25 protein-coding genes are annotated in these 21588 nt (G+C 69.0%); 10 read left to right on the top strand and 15 right to left on the bottom strand.

Annotation, left to right across the window (positions count from 1 at the left end):
• Positions 1–272 (top strand): hypothetical protein (locus Q0994_RS02180; RefSeq protein ID WP_299528161.1); only part of this gene is annotated, 272 nt, incomplete at its 5' end.
• 76 nt (positions 273–348) lie between these two features.
• Here Q0994_RS02180 and Q0994_RS02185 read toward each other — a convergent pair.
• Positions 349–1512 (bottom strand): hypothetical protein, encoded by a 1164-nt coding sequence (locus Q0994_RS02185; protein ID WP_299528163.1) that lies wholly within the window; start codon positions 1510–1512, stop codon positions 349–351.
• A 40-nt stretch (positions 1513–1552) separates the two neighbouring features.
• Positions 1553–2659 (bottom strand): hypothetical protein, encoded by a 1107-nt coding sequence (locus Q0994_RS02190; protein WP_299528165.1) that lies wholly within the window; start codon positions 2657–2659, stop codon positions 1553–1555.
• A 197-nt stretch (positions 2660–2856) separates the two neighbouring features.
• On the opposite strand from Q0994_RS02190, the gene Q0994_RS02195 reads away from it, so the two are divergent.
• The 4 genes from Q0994_RS02195 to Q0994_RS02210 all read left to right on the top strand — a co-directional run bounded on the left by Q0994_RS02195 (position 2857) and on the right by Q0994_RS02210 (position 4885).
• Positions 2857–2985 (top strand): hypothetical protein, encoded by a 129-nt coding sequence (locus tag Q0994_RS02195; RefSeq protein ID WP_299528167.1) that lies wholly within the window; start codon positions 2857–2859, stop codon positions 2983–2985.
• A gap of 326 nt (positions 2986–3311) precedes the next feature.
• Positions 3312–3665: a DUF317 domain-containing protein gene (locus Q0994_RS02200; protein ID WP_299528169.1), complete on the top strand. Its 354-nt coding sequence runs from the start codon at positions 3312–3314 to the stop codon at positions 3663–3665.
• Positions 3666–3756: 91 nt separating this feature from the next.
• Positions 3757–4047 (top strand): hypothetical protein, encoded by a 291-nt coding sequence (locus Q0994_RS02205; RefSeq protein WP_104784050.1) that lies wholly within the window; start codon positions 3757–3759, stop codon positions 4045–4047.
• Positions 4048–4063: 16 nt separating this feature from the next.
• On the top strand, positions 4064–4885 hold the full coding sequence (locus Q0994_RS02210) for a DUF317 domain-containing protein (RefSeq protein ID WP_299528176.1): 822 nt from the start codon (positions 4064–4066) through the stop codon (positions 4883–4885).
• Between the two features lie 185 nt (positions 4886–5070).
• On the opposite strand, the gene Q0994_RS02215 is transcribed toward Q0994_RS02210, so the two are convergent.
• Both Q0994_RS02215 and Q0994_RS02220 read right to left on the bottom strand, forming a co-directional pair.
• The gene (locus Q0994_RS02215) at positions 5071–5766 is read right to left on the bottom strand and encodes a hypothetical protein (RefSeq protein WP_299528178.1); all 696 of its coding nucleotides are present in this window, start codon (positions 5764–5766) and stop codon (positions 5071–5073) included.
• Positions 5767–5845: 79 nt separating this feature from the next.
• Complete coding sequence (locus Q0994_RS02220) at positions 5846–6289, bottom strand: hypothetical protein (protein WP_299528180.1); 444 nt, start codon at positions 6287–6289, stop codon at positions 5846–5848.
• Positions 6290–6476: 187 nt separating this feature from the next.
• Between Q0994_RS02220 and Q0994_RS02225 the strand changes: the two genes are divergently transcribed.
• The gene (locus Q0994_RS02225) at positions 6477–7292 is read left to right on the top strand and encodes a sugar nucleotide-binding protein (RefSeq protein ID WP_299528182.1); all 816 of its coding nucleotides are present in this window, start codon (positions 6477–6479) and stop codon (positions 7290–7292) included.
• 26 nt (positions 7293–7318) lie between these two features.
• On the opposite strand, the gene Q0994_RS02230 is transcribed toward Q0994_RS02225, so the two are convergent.
• The 8 genes from Q0994_RS02230 to Q0994_RS02265 all read right to left on the bottom strand — a co-directional run bounded on the left by Q0994_RS02230 (position 7319) and on the right by Q0994_RS02265 (position 14217).
• Entirely contained in the window at positions 7319–9052 is a 1734-nt protein-coding gene (locus Q0994_RS02230; protein ID WP_299528184.1) for a relaxase/mobilization nuclease domain-containing protein, read from the bottom strand.
• Positions 9049–9444 (bottom strand): plasmid mobilization protein, encoded by a 396-nt coding sequence (gene mobC / locus Q0994_RS02235; protein WP_299528187.1) that lies wholly within the window; start codon positions 9442–9444, stop codon positions 9049–9051. Before mobC ends, Q0994_RS02230 begins: the two co-directional genes overlap by 4 nt.
• Positions 9445–9707: 263 nt before the next feature.
• A complete protein-coding gene (locus Q0994_RS02240; protein ID WP_299528189.1) occupies positions 9708–9920 on the bottom strand; it encodes a hypothetical protein in 213 nt (70 codons plus the stop codon).
• A gap of 86 nt (positions 9921–10006) precedes the next feature.
• Positions 10007–10198: a hypothetical protein gene (locus tag Q0994_RS02245; RefSeq protein ID WP_299528191.1), complete on the bottom strand. Its 192-nt coding sequence runs from the start codon at positions 10196–10198 to the stop codon at positions 10007–10009.
• Positions 10195–11787: a hypothetical protein gene (locus tag Q0994_RS02250; protein ID WP_299528193.1), complete on the bottom strand. Its 1593-nt coding sequence runs from the start codon at positions 11785–11787 to the stop codon at positions 10195–10197. Before Q0994_RS02250 ends, Q0994_RS02245 begins: the two co-directional genes overlap by 4 nt.
• On the bottom strand, positions 11784–12425 hold the full coding sequence (locus tag Q0994_RS02255) for a WhiB family transcriptional regulator (protein WP_299528195.1): 642 nt from the start codon (positions 12423–12425) through the stop codon (positions 11784–11786). Before Q0994_RS02255 ends, Q0994_RS02250 begins: the two co-directional genes overlap by 4 nt.
• A 173-nt stretch (positions 12426–12598) precedes the next feature.
• Entirely contained in the window at positions 12599–13318 is a 720-nt protein-coding gene (locus tag Q0994_RS02260) for a hypothetical protein (RefSeq protein ID WP_299528197.1), read from the bottom strand.
• A gap of 2 nt (positions 13319–13320) precedes the next feature.
• Positions 13321–14217, bottom strand: a complete 897-nt coding sequence (locus Q0994_RS02265) for a helix-turn-helix domain-containing protein (RefSeq protein ID WP_299528198.1) — start codon at positions 14215–14217, stop codon at positions 13321–13323.
• Between the two features lie 684 nt (positions 14218–14901).
• Here Q0994_RS02265 and Q0994_RS02270 point away from each other — a divergent pair.
• The 4 genes from Q0994_RS02270 to Q0994_RS02285 all read left to right on the top strand — a co-directional run bounded on the left by Q0994_RS02270 (position 14902) and on the right by Q0994_RS02285 (position 17867).
• A complete protein-coding gene (locus tag Q0994_RS02270) occupies positions 14902–15354 on the top strand; it encodes a helix-turn-helix transcriptional regulator (RefSeq protein ID WP_299528200.1) in 453 nt (150 codons plus the stop codon).
• A 179-nt stretch (positions 15355–15533) separates the two neighbouring features.
• A complete protein-coding gene (locus Q0994_RS02275; protein ID WP_299528202.1) occupies positions 15534–16088 on the top strand; it encodes a secondary metabolite protein in 555 nt (184 codons plus the stop codon).
• On the top strand, positions 16085–17284 hold the full coding sequence (locus Q0994_RS02280) for an MAB_1171c family putative transporter (RefSeq protein ID WP_299528204.1): 1200 nt from the start codon (positions 16085–16087) through the stop codon (positions 17282–17284). The genes Q0994_RS02275 and Q0994_RS02280 overlap by 4 nt, the downstream gene beginning before the upstream one ends.
• Positions 17274–17867, top strand: coding sequence for a hypothetical protein (locus Q0994_RS02285; RefSeq protein WP_299528206.1), 594 nt, complete (start codon positions 17274–17276; stop codon positions 17865–17867). Before Q0994_RS02280 ends, Q0994_RS02285 begins: the two co-directional genes overlap by 11 nt.
• Before the next feature lie 91 nt (positions 17868–17958).
• Here the strand turns inward: Q0994_RS02285 and Q0994_RS02290 are convergent, their stop codons facing one another.
• From Q0994_RS02290 to Q0994_RS02300, 3 genes are read right to left on the bottom strand one after another with little or no spacing between them, the layout of a single operon-like run.
• Positions 17959–18819, bottom strand: a complete 861-nt coding sequence (locus Q0994_RS02290) for a phytanoyl-CoA dioxygenase family protein (RefSeq protein WP_299528208.1) — start codon at positions 18817–18819, stop codon at positions 17959–17961.
• On the bottom strand, positions 18816–20933 hold the full coding sequence (locus Q0994_RS02295) for a phosphoketolase (protein WP_299528210.1): 2118 nt from the start codon (positions 20931–20933) through the stop codon (positions 18816–18818). The genes Q0994_RS02290 and Q0994_RS02295 overlap by 4 nt, the downstream gene beginning before the upstream one ends.
• Positions 20923–21579, bottom strand: coding sequence for an L-threonylcarbamoyladenylate synthase (locus Q0994_RS02300; protein WP_299528212.1), 657 nt, complete (start codon positions 21577–21579; stop codon positions 20923–20925). The genes Q0994_RS02295 and Q0994_RS02300 overlap by 11 nt, the downstream gene beginning before the upstream one ends.
• Between the last annotated feature and the right edge of the window lie 9 nt (positions 21580–21588).

The raw sequence follows: 21588 nt of genomic DNA on the forward strand, positions 1-21588 counted from the left end.
GACCAAGTCCGCGCATCCCCCACCAGATCACTCACACACCATCAACGAGCCTGCACCCAAAGCGTTTCGGATCAATAGCGCCGTATGAGCGCAAGCGCCGACGCGGCACAGGCTTCGCGATCCCAGTTATCGACGCCTACCTGGCCAACCCGCCGGCGCGCCGTCCAGAAGCCCGTGTCATCCGCGGGCGGGATGATGCCTACCTGCCGACCTCCTGGGCCTTCATACACGATGCGCAGGTGGTCAAGCGCGGGTATGTGGGGTGGTTGTGAGCGCTCCGCAGCAGGCCAGTCGCCAAGAACAAGCCCTTCAGGATCTGGCCTGCCGCCCATGCGCGGGATACGGGCCTCAGTGCTCCAGCAACTCTGCGCTGATCCGGTCCCAGGTCGGTCGGGGGTTCTCGACCGAGCGTACGACCGTGACCAGGCGGCCGTCGAGGAACGTGTCGAGCCGATCTCCTGTCAGGGTGGCCAGTCGCTCGCGCTGAGCACGGTGGTCCAGTTCCACGCGCTCGCCCAAGATACCGAGCAATACCTCGTGCCGCGCCTCACCAAGGGTGTCGCCCGGGATCCAACGCCCCCGGACAGGTACGCCAGCAAACGTGCCGATCTCCTCCTCCTCGCGGCTGAAAGCCCGGTTCATCGCTGCCTCCGCCGCCGGCCCCACCCGGCTGATCGCCGCCCTGGTGGCAGCCTGACCGCTGACCACACGAAACGGAGCCTGGATCGCGAAGTCTTCCTCCGGGGACGGGTCGGCCATGCGGCGGAGGTCGGGTCGGGGGACGCGGAACTGCCAGGGCTTCCCGCCTCCCGGTGTCTCGATCCATCCGGTCTTGAGGCCCTTCAGGGCGAGGGAGTCCTCGGGAAGGAAGATATCGACGTAAACGCCGCCCTGGCCGATCCAGACCCAGCTCATGAAGTAGGCATGATCACCGTGGTCGACGGACCACTGGGCGAGCTTCTCCAGACGCTTCCGCTGCTCCGGGGTGCCTTTGCCTGCCGGGAACATCTGCTTGGCGCGCCTTCGCCGACCCCGTGCTTCTCCGGCGACCGGCCCGTCGGCCAAGTCGTACAGGAGATCCGGTCGCACGCCCGTATTCGCGTAGACCCCACGGAGCTTTCCAGGCAACACGTCGAAGCTGCTGAGCCCGCTGGTCGTGTGCTTCCAGTCGAACAGGACCTCACTGGCAGCGCTCATCACACCGAGCCCGGTGCACTCGCTGACGAAACGCTGGATGTGGCCAGCGCTGGAGTCGAGGGCGTAACACTCGGCACCGAGCTGCCCCTTGCCCTGATCGCCGACGATGTAGCTGAGCAGCAGACTGATCTCGTGATCGCGTACACGCTGGTCGACCGTCTTGCGCAGGTCACAGGCAAGGGCATTGACGTTGACCATGGCGGCCAGGGAAACCGGCAGCGGGCCCTGCCCGATCTCGACGGCCCGGACAGCCTCCGCGCCAGCCTTCCCCTTCTCGATCGTGAAGCGCCACACCCGGGCGCGCACTGTGCTCATGAAAGAAGCCTAAGGTCTGCTTTTCGTCGTGAATTACGCGTCACCGCACAGGTTTGGGACCGGTGTCCAGCTCGCCGTCCAGAAGGGCTTGGATGATCCTCTGAGTGCGGGCCCGCATCTCGTGGCTGAGGCCGGCGAGATTGCGGTCAAGTTCGGCCTGCGGCAGGTCAAGCACCTGCTTCATCTCGCCTACCAAGGTCGGCCATCGCGCCAGTGTGGCAGCCAGGTCCTCCACGTTGCCGAACCAGTCGGCCCCGCGTGCACCCAGGACGAAGGCCATCAGGAGGACGGCCATGAGGGGCTCGCTGTCCAGCGCGGTGTGTCCGCCCATACCGGCGAAGTTCTTGTTGCCGGTCATAGCGGCGACAGCCCGGCTGAAAACGGGGAGCTGGAGGAAGAACGCCGCAGCTGATGAGCGAGCTTCCTTCCATTCGGTATCGGTGGCGTCGGTGAGTGCTTCGGTCATCCGCGGCAGGGAGACGAAGTCGGCAGCGCCGACGAGGACGCTCGCCGGACCGGTCAGCCAGGGGCCGGCGTCCTCCACGCGATGCCGTCTGCCCGGAGAGACGCCAAGGACCTTCTCGACCGTCTCCGCCTCGTCTTCGGTCACGTTCGGCTGGGTGCCGAGGGCGAAGATACGAAGCAGCTGCGCGACGGCGGTCGCCCGTTTGCCTGCCGGGACGCGGATCGGGCGGGGCAGAGCGTCCTTGCCTCGCTTCGCGGCCATAGTCTCGGCGACGGCGTCCACAACCGCGTCCTGGTCGTCAGCTGGGTCGAGGCCCCGGCTGGATGCCTCCGTCTGCAGGAGCTGCTCCAGCTCGTGCGACAGGCCGTCCATCACGGCGGTCGCGGAGGCCCGGACAACGTCAAGGGCGAGCGGGAAGCCTTCAATCCACAACACGACGCGCAGCACGTTCACATTCGAGGTGTGCCTGCGCCAGCGCAGGAGCTGGACCAGCTGGCGGTCGCTGCCCGGCGGGTAGATCCAGACCGGACGGTGCCCGTCGTTGCCAACGCGGACGGGACGGGGCATCAGGCCGTCGCGTCGAAAGTCCTCCAGCCGCCGCTCGGTCATTACGCTGAAGCCGGCGGACGTGGCGGCGAGAAGGAGGTCGTCGCGCCGCAGAACACGGAGTTCAACTGCCATGCGGAGCAACGTTAGTGGCGCAGTGGGCGACCGGTCGAACCGAGTACTCCCGTCCCGGGCCGCTCTAACTTGCAAACGCACCTATGCCCGTTGTCACCAGTGGCTTTGCTCTGCTTCTGTGAGTGAGCGGCGCCAATTCGAGCGTCTCTCCCTTCTCTCGGAAGGACTGACCTATGTCCAGGAATCAGGTAGCGGCCGTGACTGGAGTGATCGTCCGTGCCCTCGCCAAACGGTGGGCTGACGCGAACGGCGTCAGCAGGAGCCAGAGCCTGCTGCTCGCCTGGGCGGCTGGCGCCCTTGCGTCGGTGGTCGTCATGCGTGTCTGACCCAGTGGATGGAGTAAACGGCCGCCTCCGCAGATGCGTCGAAGGCCCTGGGAACCATGGATGGTCCCCAGGGCCTTCGAGCCGGAGTGGATGTGAACGGGTAAGGCGGCAGATGCTGGTGCTGGGTCCTGCCGACGCGCGGGGGGACTCAGAAACTGCCCTCGTGGTGCCATTTGCCGAGCTTCGGCGCGTCGCCGTTCGACGTCGACGGACACAGTTCGCCGGGGGCAGACAGGAAAGAGTGCGGAAAGACTGGCCAACGGCCGCGAGGGCATGTCAACGTAGACAACCTTGCAGAAATCCCCAGGTCAGAGAGGTGTTTGCCTATGACCGCACCCCCTGCGGGCCCCGGTTTCTCCACCACCGTTGAAGCCCTGCGGCTGCGTGAGTGGCAGCTTGGCCCCGGTCGGCCCACGCTGGTCCTGGACCAGTTCTCTGCGGAGGACTTCCACCTGATCGTGGACGATCGCGCGGACGTGCATGTCAGCTCGAAGGACGGCCGTTTCTACCTCGGCTGGTTCCCGGACGGCCGCCCCGGCACCGACGGTGAGGGATGGACGATAGCCGTCACCGGCACGGCCGAGGTGCCCGGCTACCACCTGTCGTTCGACACCGAGACGCCGGCTGACATCGTCGCCGCCGCCGTGGCGCGAGTGTTGGAGACGTCGCGGCGCGTATGACCGTGCAGAACTCAGCGGAAGCCCTCGCCCGGAGGACCGGCTTCCTGTCGGCCTTCTTCGCTCCCCGTCCCCTCACCCCAGGAGGCCCTTCGTGACGTCCCCGGAGATGACCGTCGGTGATCTCATCGATCTGTTGTCCGCCTGCGACCGAAGTGCTCCGGTTCGCCAGGCCATGAACCCATTCTTTCCGATGGCACACCGGCTGGCACAGGTCGTGCAATCGGTGGACGAGACCGGCCGGACCGTCGTCTACCTGGCCGAGGGGCGGGACGAGAGTGCACAGCTCGGCCATTTGCCGCCCGAGGTGGCCGTTGCCCTGACGTGGCAGGGCCCTGTCCAGGCACCCCCACGCCGACCCCGCCGCCGTGCCGGCGGCAAGTAGAACCCGCATCGAGCCTTTGGAGGCGCCCCTGTACCCCGACTTCCCTTTCGACCCGTCCACTCCGCGTGGCGGCCAGCCCGCGTTCTGGGTCGGGCCCCGATATCTGGCCGGTGATGATGGGCGCCTCTACGACGCCGTCGCCAACACGCTTTCTGGCCTGGGCTGGACGAGCCTGACGATCGTCCGCGGTCGTCACCAGCCGGACGAAGCAGATGAGGACCGCCAGGTCCTGCGCAGTACCATCCTGCACATCAGCCCCGACACCCTCCGGTGGGCACAGTGGAGCTTGGCGGACGAGCCGTTCCACCTGGGGGATCTGCCGATCGCCTGGCAGGTTTCCGCCCGCCCGGACACGAGCAGCCCGCTCGCTCAGTGGTCGGCGTACTTCACCTGCGGCGTCCCTGGCGAGTCCGTGGCCGACTTTCTCGTCGCACTCGATGCCCGCGACCAGCCCGCCGTGCCGATCGCGGGCCCCGAGCTGGTCCTCGACGCCGTCGCCTCACACGGCTGGTTCCGCGACATCGACCAGCCCCGGGCGGCGGCGACGGATCCGACGTTCACCTCGCACATCAGCCTCGGCGAGGTGCCGCCCCTCATCCAGGACGGCGACCCCCGCGCTTTGACCACCGAGGTCGACGAAGTGGGATCGGCTGGGTGGCAGGCGTGGGCGGAACCCGCGCTCGGCGCGCCGTGCCTGTGGGCGGTGTCCTTCGGCGCGAGCGTCCCGCACGACCTCGTCGCGGCCTTCGCCTCCTCCCTCAGCTCGACCGCGCCGGTCCTGCGCCGGGTGCTGCCCGAGGCCACCCAGGCTCGCCTTCTGCGCGCGCCAGCCATCTAACATCCAGCCAGCCCCTCCCGACGCCCGCAGCCCGGCGCCCTCCTCATTGGAGGGCGCCGGGCTTCCTGCTTCCCCGACCGCGACAGTCGCGGTGCACCGTTGATGTCCACAAGGCTTTGCCCCTGGGACGCACTGCTGCCCCCGACGCACAGCGTTCGGAGGCAGCAGCAGGGCGGATGGGCAGGTCAGCTCGTTGTCGTGGCCTTGTCGAGGGCCTTGTCGAGGTGCCGGTCGACGAGGGCCGGGGAGCCGGAGACAATCAGCAGCAGACTTCCGTCGCGGATGGCGGTCTGCTTGACCACGGTGCTCCGTTCCCTGGTGGAGAACGTCAGGAGCTGGCTCCACTGCTCGTCGCCGAGCTTGTGGGGCGGTATCAGCTTCTGCGAAGCCATGTCGATGGGGGTGCCGCCGACGACGACCTGATAGGTCGGGCACCCGGTCATCGCGTCGAAGATCCGGCCGATACCGTCGGACAGCTTGGTCGGGTTGTCGCTGTACAGCTCCTCGGAGACCTCTGAGGAGCTGCCCCCGTAGGTGAACTCCGCCTTCGCCTTGCGCGGGAAGCTGAGCGTGCCGCCGGTCGCGGCGTCGCCGCCCAGCTCGCTCAGGGCTGGACAGCCGATGACGGTGACGTCGTCGTCCTGGGAGGGGCGTTCAGGCTTGCGGAGGTAGCCCCTGCCCAGGTCGCTCTTGTTGAGCAGGCGCGTCTCGAGCGCGGCCGACGAGAGCAGGGCAGTCTGCTGGGCTGTGTCGGCCTGCTTCCCGGGACGGGCGGACGGTGTGGTGTCGGACGGGTTGCCGACGGTGTCGGTGGAGCAGGCCGGTACGGCGAGGAGGGCGGCGGTGATGCCGAGGATGGTGGTGGCGACGCGAACGCGCATGACGGAACTGACCCCTTGGTGCTAGGCGACGGGTGGTCAGTGCGGGCCCGAAGGCCCGGTGGGGTCGTAGGAGTGGTGGTCAGTGCCCAAGGTGGCGCAGGCAGTCCTCGAACGTGGCGTGCGTCGCGTCCGCCGGCCCGCTGTTGCGGTTGTACCAGGCGGTGTCGAGGCGCCTCTCCTGCTGCTGGTGGCCCGCCCGGCAGCGCAGCCAGATCTGGTCGCGGGTGGAGAGGATGAGCCAGTTCCGATACGCCCCGCACTCGGCGCAGGCGACCATCTCGCCGTCGAGGACCAGGGGCTGCGTCCACGGCATCATCTTGCCACCGAGCTGGTCGTGGCTCGGTACGCGCAGCTCCGGCGGGAGGAAGTCGTCGACGACGGCGACCGGCTCGGTGTGCTCCGGTGTAGCGCGCGGCGCCCCGAGGCCCGGCGGGACCTGGTTCTGCATCCGCGCAAATACCTCGGCGAACTGGCGCTGCTCCTCGCTCGGCCCCTTGGCCCTGCGTCGTATTCGGTGAAACACCCTGGCGTCCTCCTCTTGCCTCAACCGACTCGCTTCATGATCGTGCCTCATGCCCCTGGCGGTTTCAATTCACAAAGTTCACAGTCACTTTCCGCAGGTCATGAGGTGTTTCCTCGCTTCTTGGGGGCTGGCGTTGCTCCAGGCGAGGCGCTTCGAGCGAGGTGAGGACCGTCTACCGTGGCATGACATGACTGTTCTTGTTGTCGGCGGCGGCGGTTTCCTGGGCGCCGAGTTGGTCCGCCAGGCATCTGCCGCTGGACATCGCGTCGCCGCGACCTTCGCGACCAGGCCGTGTGATGGTCCGGAGGCCACGTGGTACGAGGTGGACCTGCGGGTCGGCGACGGTGTCGAGGAGATCGTTGCCTCGCTCGCCCCCTGCGTGGTCATCAACGCGAGCAGCGGCGGCGCCGACTGGGCCGTCACGGCCGATGGCTCGGTCCGCCTGGCGATGGCTGTGGCGAAGTACGGCTGCCGCCTCGTCCACGTGAGCAGCGACGCCGTGTTCTCCGGCGCGCGAGTCCACTACGACGAATCCTGTCGTCCCGATCCCGTCACCCCGTACGGCGCAGCGAAGGCCGCGGCGGAGACCGGCATCCGGCTTCTGGCTCCGGACGCCGTCGTCGCCCGTACCTCTCTGATCATCGGCGGCCTCCAGTCCGAGCATGTACGCCTCGTGCACGACCTCGCGACCGGCTCCCGATCCGGAGCCCTGTTCACCGACGACATCCGCTGCCCCGTGCATGTCGGTGACCTCGCCGCCGCCCTGCTGGAACTGGCCTTCACCGACGCCCGCGGCATGCACCACCTTGCGGGTACCGATGCCGTGAGTCGTCACAGCCTGGGTGTGCTGATCGCTGAGCGGGACGGCCTCGATGCTTCCCGACTGCCGAAGGGCCTCCGCGCCGGCACCTCGCTTGCCGGCGCACTCGACGTCCGGCTCGACAGCCGGGCCACCCAGGCGAAGCTGCGCACGACACTGCGCGGCGTCCACGAGTTCCTCTGAGGCGCAGTTGCACCGGCGGCGGGGGCTCATCGTGTGTGGCCGGGTGCCTCTTCACCGAAACGGCGACCAGAGGTGGTGGCTCGGGCCGTTGCCGGGCGCACCTTCGCCGGATTTTTTACCGTGCGATTCTTCGGTACCCCCGTAGCGTCGGCCGGTAGATCCGCTCGCCGCCGCAGTCGCCACACCAGGACGTCACTGACCGAGTCCGCAGTGCCCAGTTCTCGGCTCTCCACGGCGTCGGACAGGAGTGCTGCCGAGTCGTGGCCGGCGGCGTCGGCTTCCACGATGGTCGCGGCCAAGGCGTACCAACCGGGCTCGGCGAGAATCTTCTCGGCCAGGCTCGGCAGCGTTTCGCGCAGAAGCGCCGTCTGTCGTCGGAGTACCGGCTGGCTCAGGCGTCGGCCGCGCTGGTAGAGCACGCCGAGTGGCTGAGCGGCGGCGGGCCGGTAGGCATTGCGCAGGTGCTCGGCGGCCCGGCTAGCGGCTTCGGCTTGCTGGGCATGGCCCTTCCTCGCATGCCAGTGGGCGGCGGCCGTGACGAGGAAGAACAGCATGTCGATCACCATCGCGGTGCTGGCGCCGTCCTCGCCCCGGCCGAGGGCCGGGCCTCCGTGGACGAGGTCGCGTGCAGCCTGCCGCAAGGCCCGGTCGTGTCCGCGTACAGCGCGTATGTGTGAGCGCGAGGCCCGCTCGAACGCGTTGGCAGCATCGCGTAGTTCGCTGCGGGTGTGGGCGGCGGACGTTTTCGCGAGGGCGTCCAGGACCTCGCCGGTTGCGGCGACGTACGCAGCAGCGACTGCGTCGTCACCGTCCTCGACGACCCCGATTGCCACCCACGCAGCCGTGGCCGTCCGGCGACGCGCGGCAGAAGGGCTGTGGGGCGATGCACTGCCGGGGGAATCCGGCGCCCCCGTCTTGTCGGAGTCGGCGGACCAGCGCTCCCGGATGCGCGGCAGGGACAGATCCGGGGCGAGGCGCGCGCCGGGGTAGAACACGGGCTCACCGTTTTTGTTGCGGTCATCCGGCAGGGCCACCTTGTAGCCGAGCAGGTCGCCGGATGGCGCCTCGCGCTTGCGGATCAGCAGGCCGGCTGCGGCGAGGCGGTCGAAGAACTCCTCTTCGCTTCTGGCGCCGGTCACTGCTCGACGTACGCTCTCGCGCAGTTCTTCGCGCGCGGTGCGCTCGCGGCCCTGTCGCTGGGCCTTGTGGCGCTCGGCGCTGGTCGGGCGCTGCGCTGCGGTCCCATCCCCGGTGCTGAGCTGCTTGAGCCCGTACTCGGCTTCGATCAAGCGGGCTTCGGCCTGCGACCGCTTGGCGTCGTTGTTGAGGCGCGGGCGCCGGCCGTCCTCGCGGACGAGTGTGGCGATGATGTGGATGTGGTCGTCGGCGTGGCGCACGGCTGCCCAGCGGCATCCCGCCTCGTCGGCGGCCGGTGCGATGCCGGTCGCGGCGACCATGCGTCGGGCGATCTCGCCCCATTGCTCGTCGGAGAGAACCGGGTCATCCGGTGCGGCCCGGACCGAAAGGTGCCAGACGTGCTTCGCCGGGCGGCGCGACTCCGCGAGTGCCTGGACGGGCTGGTCCAGGAGCTGCTGCAGATGCCGCTTCGTGGCCTGCGGATCGCGACCGGGGTCGGGAGCGAAACTGTCCCAGGCCGCGACGAGATGCGGGTCGACATGCTCCTCATGGGTCCCTTTGCCGTAGAGGTAGTTGATCAGGCCGAACGTGTTCGAGCCTCGCTTGTGGACGCGCGGGATCATCCGGATCGGGTTTCGGTGTTGAGGTAGTGCTGGATGAAGGCGTCCACGCGCTGGGTGGCGCGCTGGACGGCGCCGAGTACGGCTTCGGCGTACGGGACGTCGGCACCAGAGTTGGTGGCCTTGGCTACCTGGTTGACGTTGTTGCCGATGTGGCCGAGGTGCCGGCGCAAAGCGAAAAGCTCGTTGTGGACTTCTCGTTGGGCGGCGATTTCCGCCGCCGTACGGTCGAGGTCGCCGGCGGCTTTAAGAGCGGCGTGGGCGAGGAAACTGGCGACGCTCATGTTGCACACGGCGGCTGCTCGGGTGAGGAGTTGGTACTCGTCGTCGTTCATGCGGCAGCTGGGCTGGCGTATGCGTTTGTTCTCGTCGCGCAGGCGTTCACGCTGCTGCACGTGCGGCTTCGAAGGGGCGGTGTGCGTGCAGTGCGCACTGTGGCAGCTGTGTTCGTCCTGCTTCCCAGGATGCGAGCCGCCCTCGGTCGCATCCTCACGGATTGGCGCCCCCCGGTGCCGATCCGCTCCCGCCGCCCCAGGGGCGGGGGACGCAAGAGCATTGCTCCCGGCGGGAGCAATGCTCTTGCGATAACTTGCTCGCCCCGAGACCGAGTTGGAGTCGGGAGCGGGTTGCGGGGTGGTGTCGTTCTGGGGCGTGTTCGTCATCGGGATTCGGACCTCGTGGAGCGGTTGCGATGCTGGATGGTTGCGGCCTGCGCGACGACGTCGGCCGGCCCCGAGAGGATGCGGACGGGCCTCTCGGGCCGGTCCTGGTTGAGCCACTGGCCTGCGGCCTGCAGGAGCCGTCGGCGGACCAGGACATCCGCCCAGGCGCTGGCCTCGGCGGCGGTGGGCTTGGACGAATGAGGGATCACGGCGTGTCTCCCAGAGCGGGGAGGTGGCCCGGCACGGAGCCGGGCCACCGATACTGATAGGGGCGATGAGCTGGTCTTCTGCCAGTTCAGCCGCACTCGGGGCAGCGCCCGACGTGGCTGCTGAGCGCCCGGGCCATCCGCTGTTTCGCCGAGGCTGCCTGCTTCGCACTGGACTTCGCCGCCGGCCTGCCCTCGTATCGCTGGGAGTGAGCGAGCATGTAGCCGATCTCTCGCTCATACTCCCCGCGGACGGTGTTGAACTGGTGGCAGGTCTTCATGTGGTGCCCCTTGTCGTCGTAGTGTCCTCGCTCCGCAGTTCCTGGAGGACGAGGGTGATTCGGTCGTTCCGGCAGCCCGTCAGGCCCTCGCGGCGGATGATTTCCCGCAACTGAACCCGAGTGATCGCTCCGTTGCCGTCCCGTGCGAGCAGGCCAGTGACGTGGGGACGGACATCTTGAACGAGCTGGCGCTCCGGCGGCTCCAGCTCTCGTGGCGGGCGCTGGGTCTGCGGGGTACGGGACCGGCCGCGTTTCCCCTTGCTCTTCGTCCGGGGCTTCGTGATCGGCTTCCGACGGAGAGGGACCTTGTGTCCCCGGTCCCCGGTGGGTTCGGTCCCCGTGTCGGTGGTGGTCGGTCCCCGGTCCCCGGTGGGTTCGGTCCCCGTGTCGGTGGTGGTCGGTCCCCGGTCCCCGGTGGGTTCGGTCCCCGACTCGGCGGCAGTCGGTCCCCGATACGAATCAGGGACTTGAGCAGGCACTTTCTGCACGGGACGGTCGGTCCCCATGCCTACGGCGCCCTCCTGTGTCCCCTTCCGTCGAGAGGGTCCTGCCCCCGGGGCCGCGCCTGCTTCTGGAGTCGTGGTCCCCACGATGGTCCCCGCGTACCCGTCCTCGGTCCCCGGGCGTTCTTGCGCCGTCAAGGTCTCGACTTCAAGGACCGGTCCTTTCGCGTCGCTCGGTCCGCGGTCCCCGTTCGTCGTCGGCTGCGGGGGGACGGTGGCGCCCGGCGCGGTGTCGGGTTCCGGGGACCAGGGGGAGGGCAGCGGGACCGTGGCGAGCGCGAGTGCGTGCCGTCGTGCGGCGAGCTGGTCGAGTAGTTGTGTGCGCTGCAGCGGGTCGGTGCCGACCGAGGCCCTGCCGACCGCTGTCGACAGGCGCCGGGTGAGACGCCGCCCGCGTCGGCTCTGCTGCTGCTGGGGTGTGCGCTCGGCGAGCTTGGCGGCGAGGGTGACCGCGCGGGCGGTGGCTCGGTCCCGGGTGATCTGCGCGGCGTCGCGGTCTCGGGCGGCGATGCCGAGGCGGGACAGGAGCCGTTCGCGGGCCTCCCGGCCCAGGACGGCGATCAGCCCGTGGGAGGCGGCACCAGGAGTGTGCAGGCGCAGCTCGATCCCCATGGCGAGATGCCACAGCATCGCCGCCATGATCGGTCCGACGAAGGCCCGGACCGTGCCGCCGACGAGGCCGCTCTCAGCGAAGGCGGGGATCACCTGCACGCCGGTGATCACCCAGACCAGCGTGCCCGGCAGGCCGGGGGCGCCCTGGGTGGCCAGGTTCTGCCGGGCCATCAGGGCGGTCGCGAAGAGTGCCAGTTCGGCCGCGGCGAACATCATGATCCGCTCGGCGGTGCCGGCCATGTCGAGGTAGTCGGCGGCGAAGCGCCAGCTCGTGTCGGCGCTGTAGGCGGTGCAGCCGAGGGCGGCGAGCGCTGCGACCTTGACCGCTGGCCCGCCGCGACGCTTCTGCGTGCGGGTTGTCCGGCGCCGGGCCGCCCAGGCGGTCAGTACGACACCCAGGGCGGCGGGCACGACGGCGGCGAGGAGGAGAGGGAGGTCCGGAGCGACACCGAGGGCCAGGACGGGATGGGTCATGCGGCCTTTCCGAGAGGGGACGTCGCCGGCGTCGATGCTGCCGGGCGGGGTACGGCCTGCTGGGTGCAGGGCTTGACGGGTGCAGGGCCGCCTGCTGCCGGAGCGGTCTTCTTCCGCTTCTTCTTGGGCCGTGGCACGCCGTAGGTGCGGTCGCGATCGAGGACCTTGTTGGCGGACTGCCGGAGCAGGTCACGGGCGTGCTTGCGGCTGATCTGCAGGGCGGCCCCGAGCCGGTAGGGACTCCAGCCACGGACGTAGGCGTGGTCGATGACGACCTGCCGCTCGACTTCGGTGAGATGGACGTCGCGTCCCCGGAAGAAGGCCGTTACGCGCCGGTAGTCCAGGCGCTGGGGCAGACCATCGTGCAGGGGACGCCGCTCGGCCTCGGTGAGGCCGCCCCAGACGCCCTCCTTGAGGCCGTTCTCCAGGGCGAAGTCGAGGCAGTCATGTCGTACGGGGCACCAGCCGCACAGTTCCTTCGCCTCCGCGATCTCTTCGTGGTCCCGGGGGCCGGGGAAGAAGACCGCCTCGGCGTCCTCGACATCCAGGCCGTAGCAGGCTCCGCGGGTGTGCCAGCTGGTGTCTCCGATGCCACGCAGGCCGGTGGCCGGCGCGTCGTGGGTGGTGATGTGGTGCAAGGGGATCTCCGATGTGCTGCCGCGTCGGCCGCGGGGGCCGGCCGCGGGGGCCGTCGAGGCGGACGCGGCGTCGGGGGCCGGCTGCGGCGCGAGAGCGGGCGCCGCAGCCGGGGCGGGAGGGTGGTGTGGGGAGGGCGGTGCACCGGACGGGATGTACCGGCCTTGCTCGCAGGTCAGGCCACGGCGGGCTGCTGGACCTGCGCGGTCTGCCCGGCCTGCTGGGCGGCAGCGAGGTCGAGGCGGCTGGGATGAGGCGCGCACTGGGAGGTGCCACGGGCACCGCCGTCGGGGCCGATCCTGCGGCGGCGGCACGGCTCACCGGGCTGGGCCAGGCACCCCTCCCACTCGCACGGGACACTCAGAGCGTCCGGCAGTCCCTGTGCGACGGCTGCCTCGCGTGCTGCTCGGGCGGGCCGGTAGGGCGCGAGGGCGGCGCGGGCGGCGGGCGGTATGCAGGAGCCGACCTCCCGCAGCCTCGCCTTAAGCCGCGGATTGATCCCGTCACGACCGGTGGTAATCGCTCGGGCCTGGACGGGCTGCGCGATGCCGACGGCGACGGCGCGCCGGGTGCCGACCAACTCGGCGGTCCAGGCCGCCTGGTCGTCCGGGTTCGCGGACGGTGTGGGGTCGGAGTGGAGGGCCAGGCGGTTGCGCCGGTAGCTCTCCCAGGGGCGGACCACGTCCGCCGGCTGGATTTGGTAGGGCGAGGTGCGGTAGTGCTGGCGGGCGGCGACGCGGGCGTCCCAGCCGTGCGGGGTGGCTATCGGCACGTCACCGAGCAGCTCGTTCCACTGGGCGAGCTGATCGCGGGCCTCGCCCTCGTCGGTGCGGATGCTGCGGGGGTCGAGCCGGCCGATGTAGGCCAGCAGGGCGGCTATTTCGCGGCGGTCCACGGTCAGCCCTCCAGTCCGGTCGGCTCGTCGAGAGCGGCGAGAAGGGCGGCGGTGTGGGCCTCCGCCCGCGTCATCCCGCCAGGCGCAGCGGTGTTCTTGCCGGGCACGGCGTGGAGGTTCGGGCGGCTGGGGGCGTGCTCCCGGGTGATCCAGGAGCGCCAGTCGGCAGCCCAGGCTTCCGCCGGCCTCGGAGCATGGCCTGCCCGGTGTGCACGCCACTTCGCGTCGGCGGACTGCAGGCCCTGCTCGCCGAGGCGGTCGAGGTGTCCCTGCTGGCGGGTCCAGGTGTGGGTGGCGGGGTCGACCTGCCACTCCGCAGCCGAGGTGACGGCAGCACCACTACTGCTGTACCTCCGGTTCAAATCAGGTTCACTACGGTTCTGTGTGCCGGTAGCCGGTACATCGCTGTGCCGGTGGCCGGTACGCCGCTGTGCCGGTTTCCGTCTGGACCTGCCGGTTTCCGGTACTGCCGGTTTCCGGCCCCTCGCGGGGGATTCCGGCACCTCACGAGGGCGGATTCCGTACCGCCGCAGAGCCGAGAGCCGGAGCTGCGCAGGGGCGGCGGGCTCGTCCGACACCGTTGCGTCCCCGTCCTCCCCCTGCTGCTCGCACCGGGCCTGTGCGAGGGCGTCGGCGGCGAGGGGCAGGCGGTAGACGGTGCTCCGCTGCGGACCGACGAGGTCGTCGAGCTGTTCCAGCTCGTCGGCGAGGATCAAGCGCTCGATGGCTTCGCGCACCGTGGAGACCGAGGCGCGTGTGCGCTTGGCCAGGCTGGACAGGGAGGCCCAGGAGATGCACTGGTCGTCGGCCACCCGGTCGGCGATCGACAGCAGGACCAGACGCGCAGCCCCTCGGCTTGAGCTGTGCTCCCACACCCACTCGCGGGCTTCGCTGCTCATCGGCCGCTCCCGAGGAGCAGGCGAGACCGGCGGCTCGCCGGGGCCAGGAGGATGCGGTCCGACTCGGGGAGCTGAGGCGCCGAGGCGGAGGTGGCTGCCGCGCAGGCCGGGGGGAAGGGCCTTTTGCGCAGGGCGGAGCGCATGTAGGGTTCTCCTTTGGTGTTGCCGCGCTGAGACGCCCCGTGGAAGGGATCAGCGTGGTGATGGTGGCGATCTCCGCCCTTGCTGGGGCGGGTACAGCCGTTAGGCGTCGGCGTCCGGGAGTTGCTGCTCTCGGACGCCGTCGCTGTGTCCAGGGACCTATGAAGCCTGGAGGTTGTACACGTCATTGCTCCTGGGCTCGTCCATGCGGGCGGTCTGCCCGGCGGGGACGACGAACATACGCACGGCGCCGCGTCAAGGTCCAGAGTTGGTTCTTAAACCCTGTAGAAGTCGCTTGAGCTGCGACGACGGGGGCGGAGCGATCATGGGCGGGTCCTAGCGCGTACGTATGCCGCGAAGACCGAACAAGGAGCGTCTGCTGCACCCTGCCGCCTCGCAACACTTCAGTGAAGTCTTGATCGGAAACCTACGCCAAAGTGATCCCTACCTGTCAACACTGAAGTGAAGGTCATCGGTCTTTGGCCTCAGGAACTGCACTGCAGTACAGTCCAGGGTCCAACGTCTAGATGGGAGGAGTTGGTGATGTCGGAGTCCAGCGGACCGGCGGAGGTGCCCGGTGGCGCGGCCGACGCGCGACGCTCTTTGGCCGACAAGCTCAACCACCTGTTCGAGACCAGGAAGAACCCGGCGACCGGGAAGCGCTACACCAACGCCGAGGTCGCACGGGTGATCTCCGTGTCGGAGAGTGCGATCTCGCAGTTGCGGACCGGGGCCAAGCCCAACCCCACCCTGAAGACCGTGGAGCGCCTCGCGGGCCACTTTCACGTCGAAGCGCAGTATTTCTTCTCGGACTACGACGCCGATGAGGCCGAGAAGGTGCGTGCCTCCATGGAGCTGATCGAGGCTGTGGCCGACAGTGAGGTGCGCGGTCTTGCGCTTCGGGCCAATGGCCTCTCGGCGGACAGCTTGAAGATGATCACGAACGTGATCAATCAGGCGCGCCGGTGGGAAGGGCTCGACAGGCCCGGTCAGTGATGTGACCTCTCTCACCTGCTGGGTGGATTTGCCTGGTATGCCGTACGTGATCCTTCAAGTCGCCCTGGGCAACCATCTGAACGTATGTAAAGCTCCGCTGGAACCGCGCGGAATGGTGGGTTCCGGTTAGCGCAGACCGTGCCAGCGCTCATTCGGGGGCTACAGCAAGGATCTCGTCCATGTTCAATCGGCGATATGCGCGCAGAGAGGCGCAGCTGAGGCAGCTTTGTGAAGAGCAGTTGCGGGGGGTCGAGATATCTGATCCCTACGCGGTGGATGAAATATGCCGACAGCTCGCCATCCAGCGTGGCCGCCCCCTGTACCTACACGAATTGCCTGAGACCGGAGGGGCTAACGCTCCCTGCGGGATGGTTCTCTCTTTCGACCATGGGGATTACGTCTTTCACGTGGCGGCTACGAGCGAGCGCCATCGTGCGCAGATCGTGCGTCACGAGCTAGCGCACCTGCTGCTCGGGCACGCCGGTAGTAATGAGAGCGTCGTTCAGTCCTTGCTGAGAGTCCTCCCTGACGGGGTCGACCCCTCTGCTGTGCTCTCTGCTCTCGGCCGGACGAGCTATGACAGCGAGACCGAGTATGACGCCGAGATGGCTGCCTCCTGCCTGGGGGAGCTTTTCCATGATCTTGCCCACTCGGGCCGCGAGCACGGCCGGTCCGGCGCGGTGTCGCGGCTCGAAGACGCTCTCGTCCATCCACGGAGGAACCGCCGCTCATGAGCACATCCACCATCGTCGCCGGCGTTCTCTGGCTGGTGGCTCTGTGGCGACTGCCGTCTATCCGGCACTCTCACAAGCAGCGAAGCCTGGCGCTGACCCTGGTGACTCTCGCGGTTGCCATGACGTTTGAGGTCCCGCCAGTCAAAGAGGCGGTTGATGCCGCCGTCGGTGCAGATGCCAGGCTATCGCCGCTGTTGAAGCACCTGCTCGGCGTTACCTCGGCGGCGTACCTGCTCGACTTCGTCATCGCAGTCGTTCGACCCCAGGGCCTGGCGCGTCGCACACGACTGGTGGCGGCCGGCGTGACGCTGCCCCTCATGCTTGCCTTCTACGCCTTGGCTAACTGGACGCCGGGAGGGCCGGTCAGGCTCGGGGGAGGGCGTGCTGCCCTCTTTCCTGTCCTCTATATGGCGGTCTTCACGCTGTACATCGGCATTGCCATGGTCGTAGCCACGTGGCTGTTCCTTAGCGGGGTGCGTCACAGCCGGACTCTCCTTGGGAAGGCCGGCCTCGGATTCCTGGGCTTGGGGACCCTGTTGGGAAGCCTGTACGCCATACAGCGCATTGTCTTCGTGACGGTTCAGCTCGCCTCTGGTGCCAACTATCCGGACTTGGAGAACCTGCTCTCCACAGCGCTTAAGCAGGCGACGGTCCTGTCGGTCGCGCTGGGTGTCTGCTTGCCTCCTCTCTCCGTCGCCGTGGAGTACGTCGCGGCGTGGAGCACTCTGCGGAAGCTGCGACCCCTCTGGGTGCAGCTCACGGAGGCAGCCCCGTATGTGGTGCTGGCGACCTCCGTAGCCAGGAGGCGCATCCCCTTCCGGTTGGAACGCTGCGTAATCGAGATCGAGGATGCCTGCCTAGCGCTCCGCGAGTACGTGTCAGTCGACGTTTACGCAGAGGCTCGGAAATTTGTCCGCCAGGAGGGGGTCGACGCGCAATACTCCGATGCGGTTGCGGAAGCCTGCTGGTTGCGTACAGCCGCCCAGTGTGCTCGAAGTGGGGTTCGTCTGCAGGGTGTTGAATATCCGCCCCTCGGTGTCACAGGGCGAGACAGGGCGAGTGAACTTTCATGGTTGCGTACCGTTGCCAGCGCATATCTATCCTCGCCGGTTGTTTCAGCTTTTGCCCGGCAAGAAAAGTCGTCTGTCTTCCGTGGGCAGGGCGATGCGGAAAGGATCTCTTCGCATGACAACTGATGTTCGCGCCAGCGAGTCACAGCTGGCCCGCCGTATCACGGACTGGCTTGAGCCGAAGAACTGGATTATCGCCGTCACGCTGTTGGTCGGTTGGCACACCGCGCAATGGGCGGGTGTGGCGTGGGGAGTGGTCGGTGCTCTTTTCGCGGCTGTCATCCCGATCACCTTCATTAAGTATGGAATTCGCAAGGGCCATTGGGGCGACAGACACGTTGGGGCGAAGCGTGCGCGTCTCATCGTGATGGCTGTCATCCTGCTCTCCGTAGCTACTGGCATCGTCTTGATGCTTGTTGCGGGGGCGCCTCGCACCATGGTTGCCCTCATCGTCTCGATGCTCGTGACGTTGGCGATCCTCACCGCGATCACCTTTGCCTGGAAGATCTCCGTCCATCAGGCCGTGTCTGCGGGCGCCTGCGCGATGCTTGTGCAGACTTACGGCCCGTGGATGGCTTTCGGCTTTCTCTTGGTCGTTGTCGTTGGCTGGTCCCGTGTCGAACTGCGTGACCACACACGCAACCAAGTGATCGCAGGGACGATCCTTGGCACCATCGTGGCCGCAGCCGTCTTTCACCTGGCGCGTTGATCTGACACCGTCCGCCGGGAGCGAGATGGTCGGCTTCTTCGGCGGCAATGATCATCTCGGGCTTCGGCTGGTTGGTGGATCCAACGTTCGACTAGCTCTTTTGCGTTGGTACGGAATTCCATGAGCTGCTCTCCCACCAGGAACGGATGGGAGCGGCTCCGCTGCCCTTGGCGAGGGATCCGTCCGGACGGCGGTCAGGCAGGCCGAGGAGTTGCTGCTCGATCGGGGTGAGGGCGGCGTCTTTGCGGAGGTTAGTGGTGGGGTCGTCGACGGGGTGGAGCCAGCGGTAGCCGTACTGGAGCATGAGGGCGATGCGGGGTTGGCCGGAGAGGTTGATGCCTCCGGTGTGCCAGACCCTGTTCTCGAAGAGGACTGCGTCGGTCCCAGTGATGTCGGGCGTGACGGCGCCGGGCGGGTCGATTGCGCCGGTGGGAACGACGGGTTCCTCGGTGAGGAGGTGGCTGCCAGGGAGGAACATGGTCAGCCCGCAGCCGGGGGTGACGGGGGTGAGGTAGTGAGCGGCCTTGATTGCCATCCGGGGGGTGCTCGGGAAGCCGAGGTCGGCGGTTACGCCGTACATGTCGCGGTGCCAGCCGTGGCGCCCGGGGATGCGGATGGTGCGGGGCGGGCCGCTGGGCAGTGCGATGAGGTGGGCGGAGAGCAGGTGGATGTTCGGGCTGAGGAGCTGGACGACGGTGGGCAGGACGGCCGGGTTGGCGAGGAGCGGGAGGAAGGCGCCGTCGAGGTTGAGGCATCCGCGGAAGCCGTCCTTGCCGTCGCCCCCTCGGTCGCGGCCTTTGGTGATGTCGCTGGCTAGCAGCTTCTCGGCGGCGGTCAGGAGCCGGTCGCGAAGGGCCGGGGTAATCGCGTCGCGCACGACCGTGTACCCGTCGCGTTCGAAAGCGTCGAGGGTGCCTGCGTCTGGGGCGACAGGCGGGAGCGGGGACCTCATGCCGGTATCTCCTTCGGGTTGTCGGTGAGGTTGGTGGCGAGCTGCCACAGGCCAGCGTCGTCAAGACCGCAGAGCTGGCGAAGGCGGTTCTGGGAGACGGGGCGGCTGGGGTCGCGGTAGCCGAGGACGGTGAGCCGGGGCCCGGGGTGGCGGCGTCCGAGGAGCGCGTGGATGTCGGCGGGGTGTCCGCTGGTGGCCAGGACGATTGGCGCTCGGGTGCCGAAGTGACGAGCGAATGTGTCCGGGGCGAGGGCGAGAGGGCGGGAGCCGTCCTCGGCCAGGACCGTGAGGTCGTGGACGTGGACGTACTGCACGCGCAGGCCGGGGCGTTCGGCGCGCAGCCGCTGGGCGAGGGTGGTCAGGGCCTCGGCGGGCAGGTCGCCGGCGGAGGCGAGGACCAGGCCGGGTTCGCCTGAGCCGGGTTGGGTGAGGTGGGGCCAGATCGCGATGCCGTGCCGCAGTTCCTCGTCGAGTGTCCCCAGGGGGTGCTGGACCGTGGTGTGCTTGCTGGCGACGACGATCGTGCACCGGTCCAGCTTGCGCAGGGCGAAGGTGAGGGTGGCGGCGGTGCGCGCGGGGTCAGCGGGGGTGAGGACGTGGAGCGTGGGGTCGCCGCTGGCCAGAAGCGCCGAGGTAAGGCTGGGATTTTGGTGGGTGAGGGTGTTGTGCCAGCCCAGGCTGGTCAGGAGGTAGACCAGGCTGGGCAGCGGGGCGAGCCCGGCGTGCCGGCGCACCGCCCGGTGTTTGAGCTGCTGCTGGATGAGGCTGAGCGTGATCGGCGCGAACGCCTCGTAGGTGGCGACGAGCGCGTGCCGGCCGGTCTCCGTGTAGCCCTGGGCCCAGGCGTGGCACAGCTCCTCGCTGAGGACTTCCACCGCCCACGGCGCCGGGCGTCCGTGTTCGTCGGTGAGGTCGAGGCGGTTGGAGGCCAGCTCGTCGGGGCTGAACACGCGGAACGCTCCCTGCCCGGCGCGGGCTCGCAGGACCTCGGGGACTACCTGCGCGAACGGGCGCCCGGCGGCTTGGGCGGCGACCTGGGTGGAGGCGGCGACGCACCCGCGCGGTGCCGGGAGGCCGGCGGGCTCGGGCCGGGGTAGGGGGAGCGCGGGCAGCAGGTGAGGCCGGGGCCGGCCGCTGGGGGTCAGGAGCTGGGCGGGCTGGTAGGAGGCCAGCCAGTCGGCGAGCGCGTCGAACTCGGCGGGCACTTCGGCCGGGTCGCGCAGCGGCGTCTTGTGGACCGCCGGGGTACCGGCGAGGTGGGCGGGGGCGCCGTGGCCCTTGTCCAGGGTGAGCACAAGGACGCTGGAGGGCCCTGGGATGCCCAGGGGCTGGGCAGCGCCGAGGGCTTCGGTCACTGCCTGGCGGAGCTGGCCGATGTCGAGGCCGTCGCTGTAGACGGGCCGGTGGCCGAGGCCGGTGAAATAGGCGGTGAGTTCGGTGCGGCTCAGGGTGGACAGTACGCTCGGCCCGCCCATGCGCATCCTGTTGAGCAGGACGACGGGAAGGACGGTGCCGTGGTCGCCCGTACCGTGCAGGGCACGGGTGGCGAGCCAGGAGGCGGCGGTCGTTCCGGTCTCGCACTCTCCGTCGCCGATCAGGACCACCGACAGCCGGTGGGCGGCGTCGAGGACGGTGCCCTGCCCGATCGCGAGGGCGGGCCCGAGCTGGCCTCCGGTGTGCAGGTGGCCGGGGATCATCGGGGTGATCTCCCCGCCGATGTCGGCCCGGGGGAAGCCCGCGACGAGTTCGCCTAGCCCGGCCTCGCCTTGGGACAGATCGGGATGGGCGCGGCCGAGCCGGCCGGTGAGGTAGGCGTGGGCGAGGGCGGAAGGACCGGCGTGCCCGGCACCGTGCAGGACGTGCAGCTCGTAGCCTTCGGGCACGGCTGCCTGGAGCGGGCCCAGGGCGGCGAGCATCCGGTTGACGGGCGGGCACACCCCCCAGTGGCCGACCGGTCGAGTCTTGACGTCGGCCGGGGCCAGGGGCCGGGCCAGGAGCGGGTTGTCGCGCAGGTAGAGCTGGGCGAGACAGAGGTAATCGAGCGCGTCGGCGACGGCGGCCACCGAGACGTCGGGCACCAGGCGGTTCGAACGGCGGGCGAGGTCAGCCCACATAGGGTCCTCCTGCCGGGGCGAGCGCGGCTTCGACAGCGCGGGCGTGGACGGTGCCCTCCCGTTCCAAGCGCGCGGCGGCGCCCGCGGGGCAGTCGACGATGGTCATGTGCCGGCCGTGCGGGCAGATCCCGCCGTCAACGACCGCGGCGATGCCTGCCTCCGTGGTCTGGTCGAAGGCGGTGACGTGGTCGGCGGTGAGGGCCGGGTGGTCCTGGTCGCCGGCGGCAGGGGCGGAGATGCTGCACACGGCGGCGGCCAGCGGTTCGCCGACCAGGGTGACCAGCTGTCCCAGGATCCCGTTGGGGCAGCCGACGAGCGCCGGGGAGCCGACCGCCGCGACGGGCTCCACCCCGGGCTTCCACGGAAGACGTAACGCGAGGTCCCCCGGCCACAGGCCACCGGTCAGTAGGCGGGCGTCGTCGCTCAGGTCGAACAAGGTCTCGGCCGTGGCCGGGTTGTCGAGCAGGAGCAGCAGCGGCTTGGTGCGGGGGCGCTGCTTGATTCGGAAGACCGCGCTGGTGGCGTCGGTGTCGGCCGCGCGGGCACACAGCATGTACCAGCGGGGCGTGGGCACGGCGACCACCTTCCCGATGGCCAGGAATCGGGCGGCCGCGTCGGGGAGCTGGTCGCGGGCGAGGATGTCCATGGCGTTCTT

It is taken from the genome of uncultured Streptomyces sp., from assembly GCF_947488945.1.
Classification (GTDB): domain Bacteria; phylum Actinomycetota; class Actinomycetes; order Streptomycetales; family Streptomycetaceae; genus Streptomyces.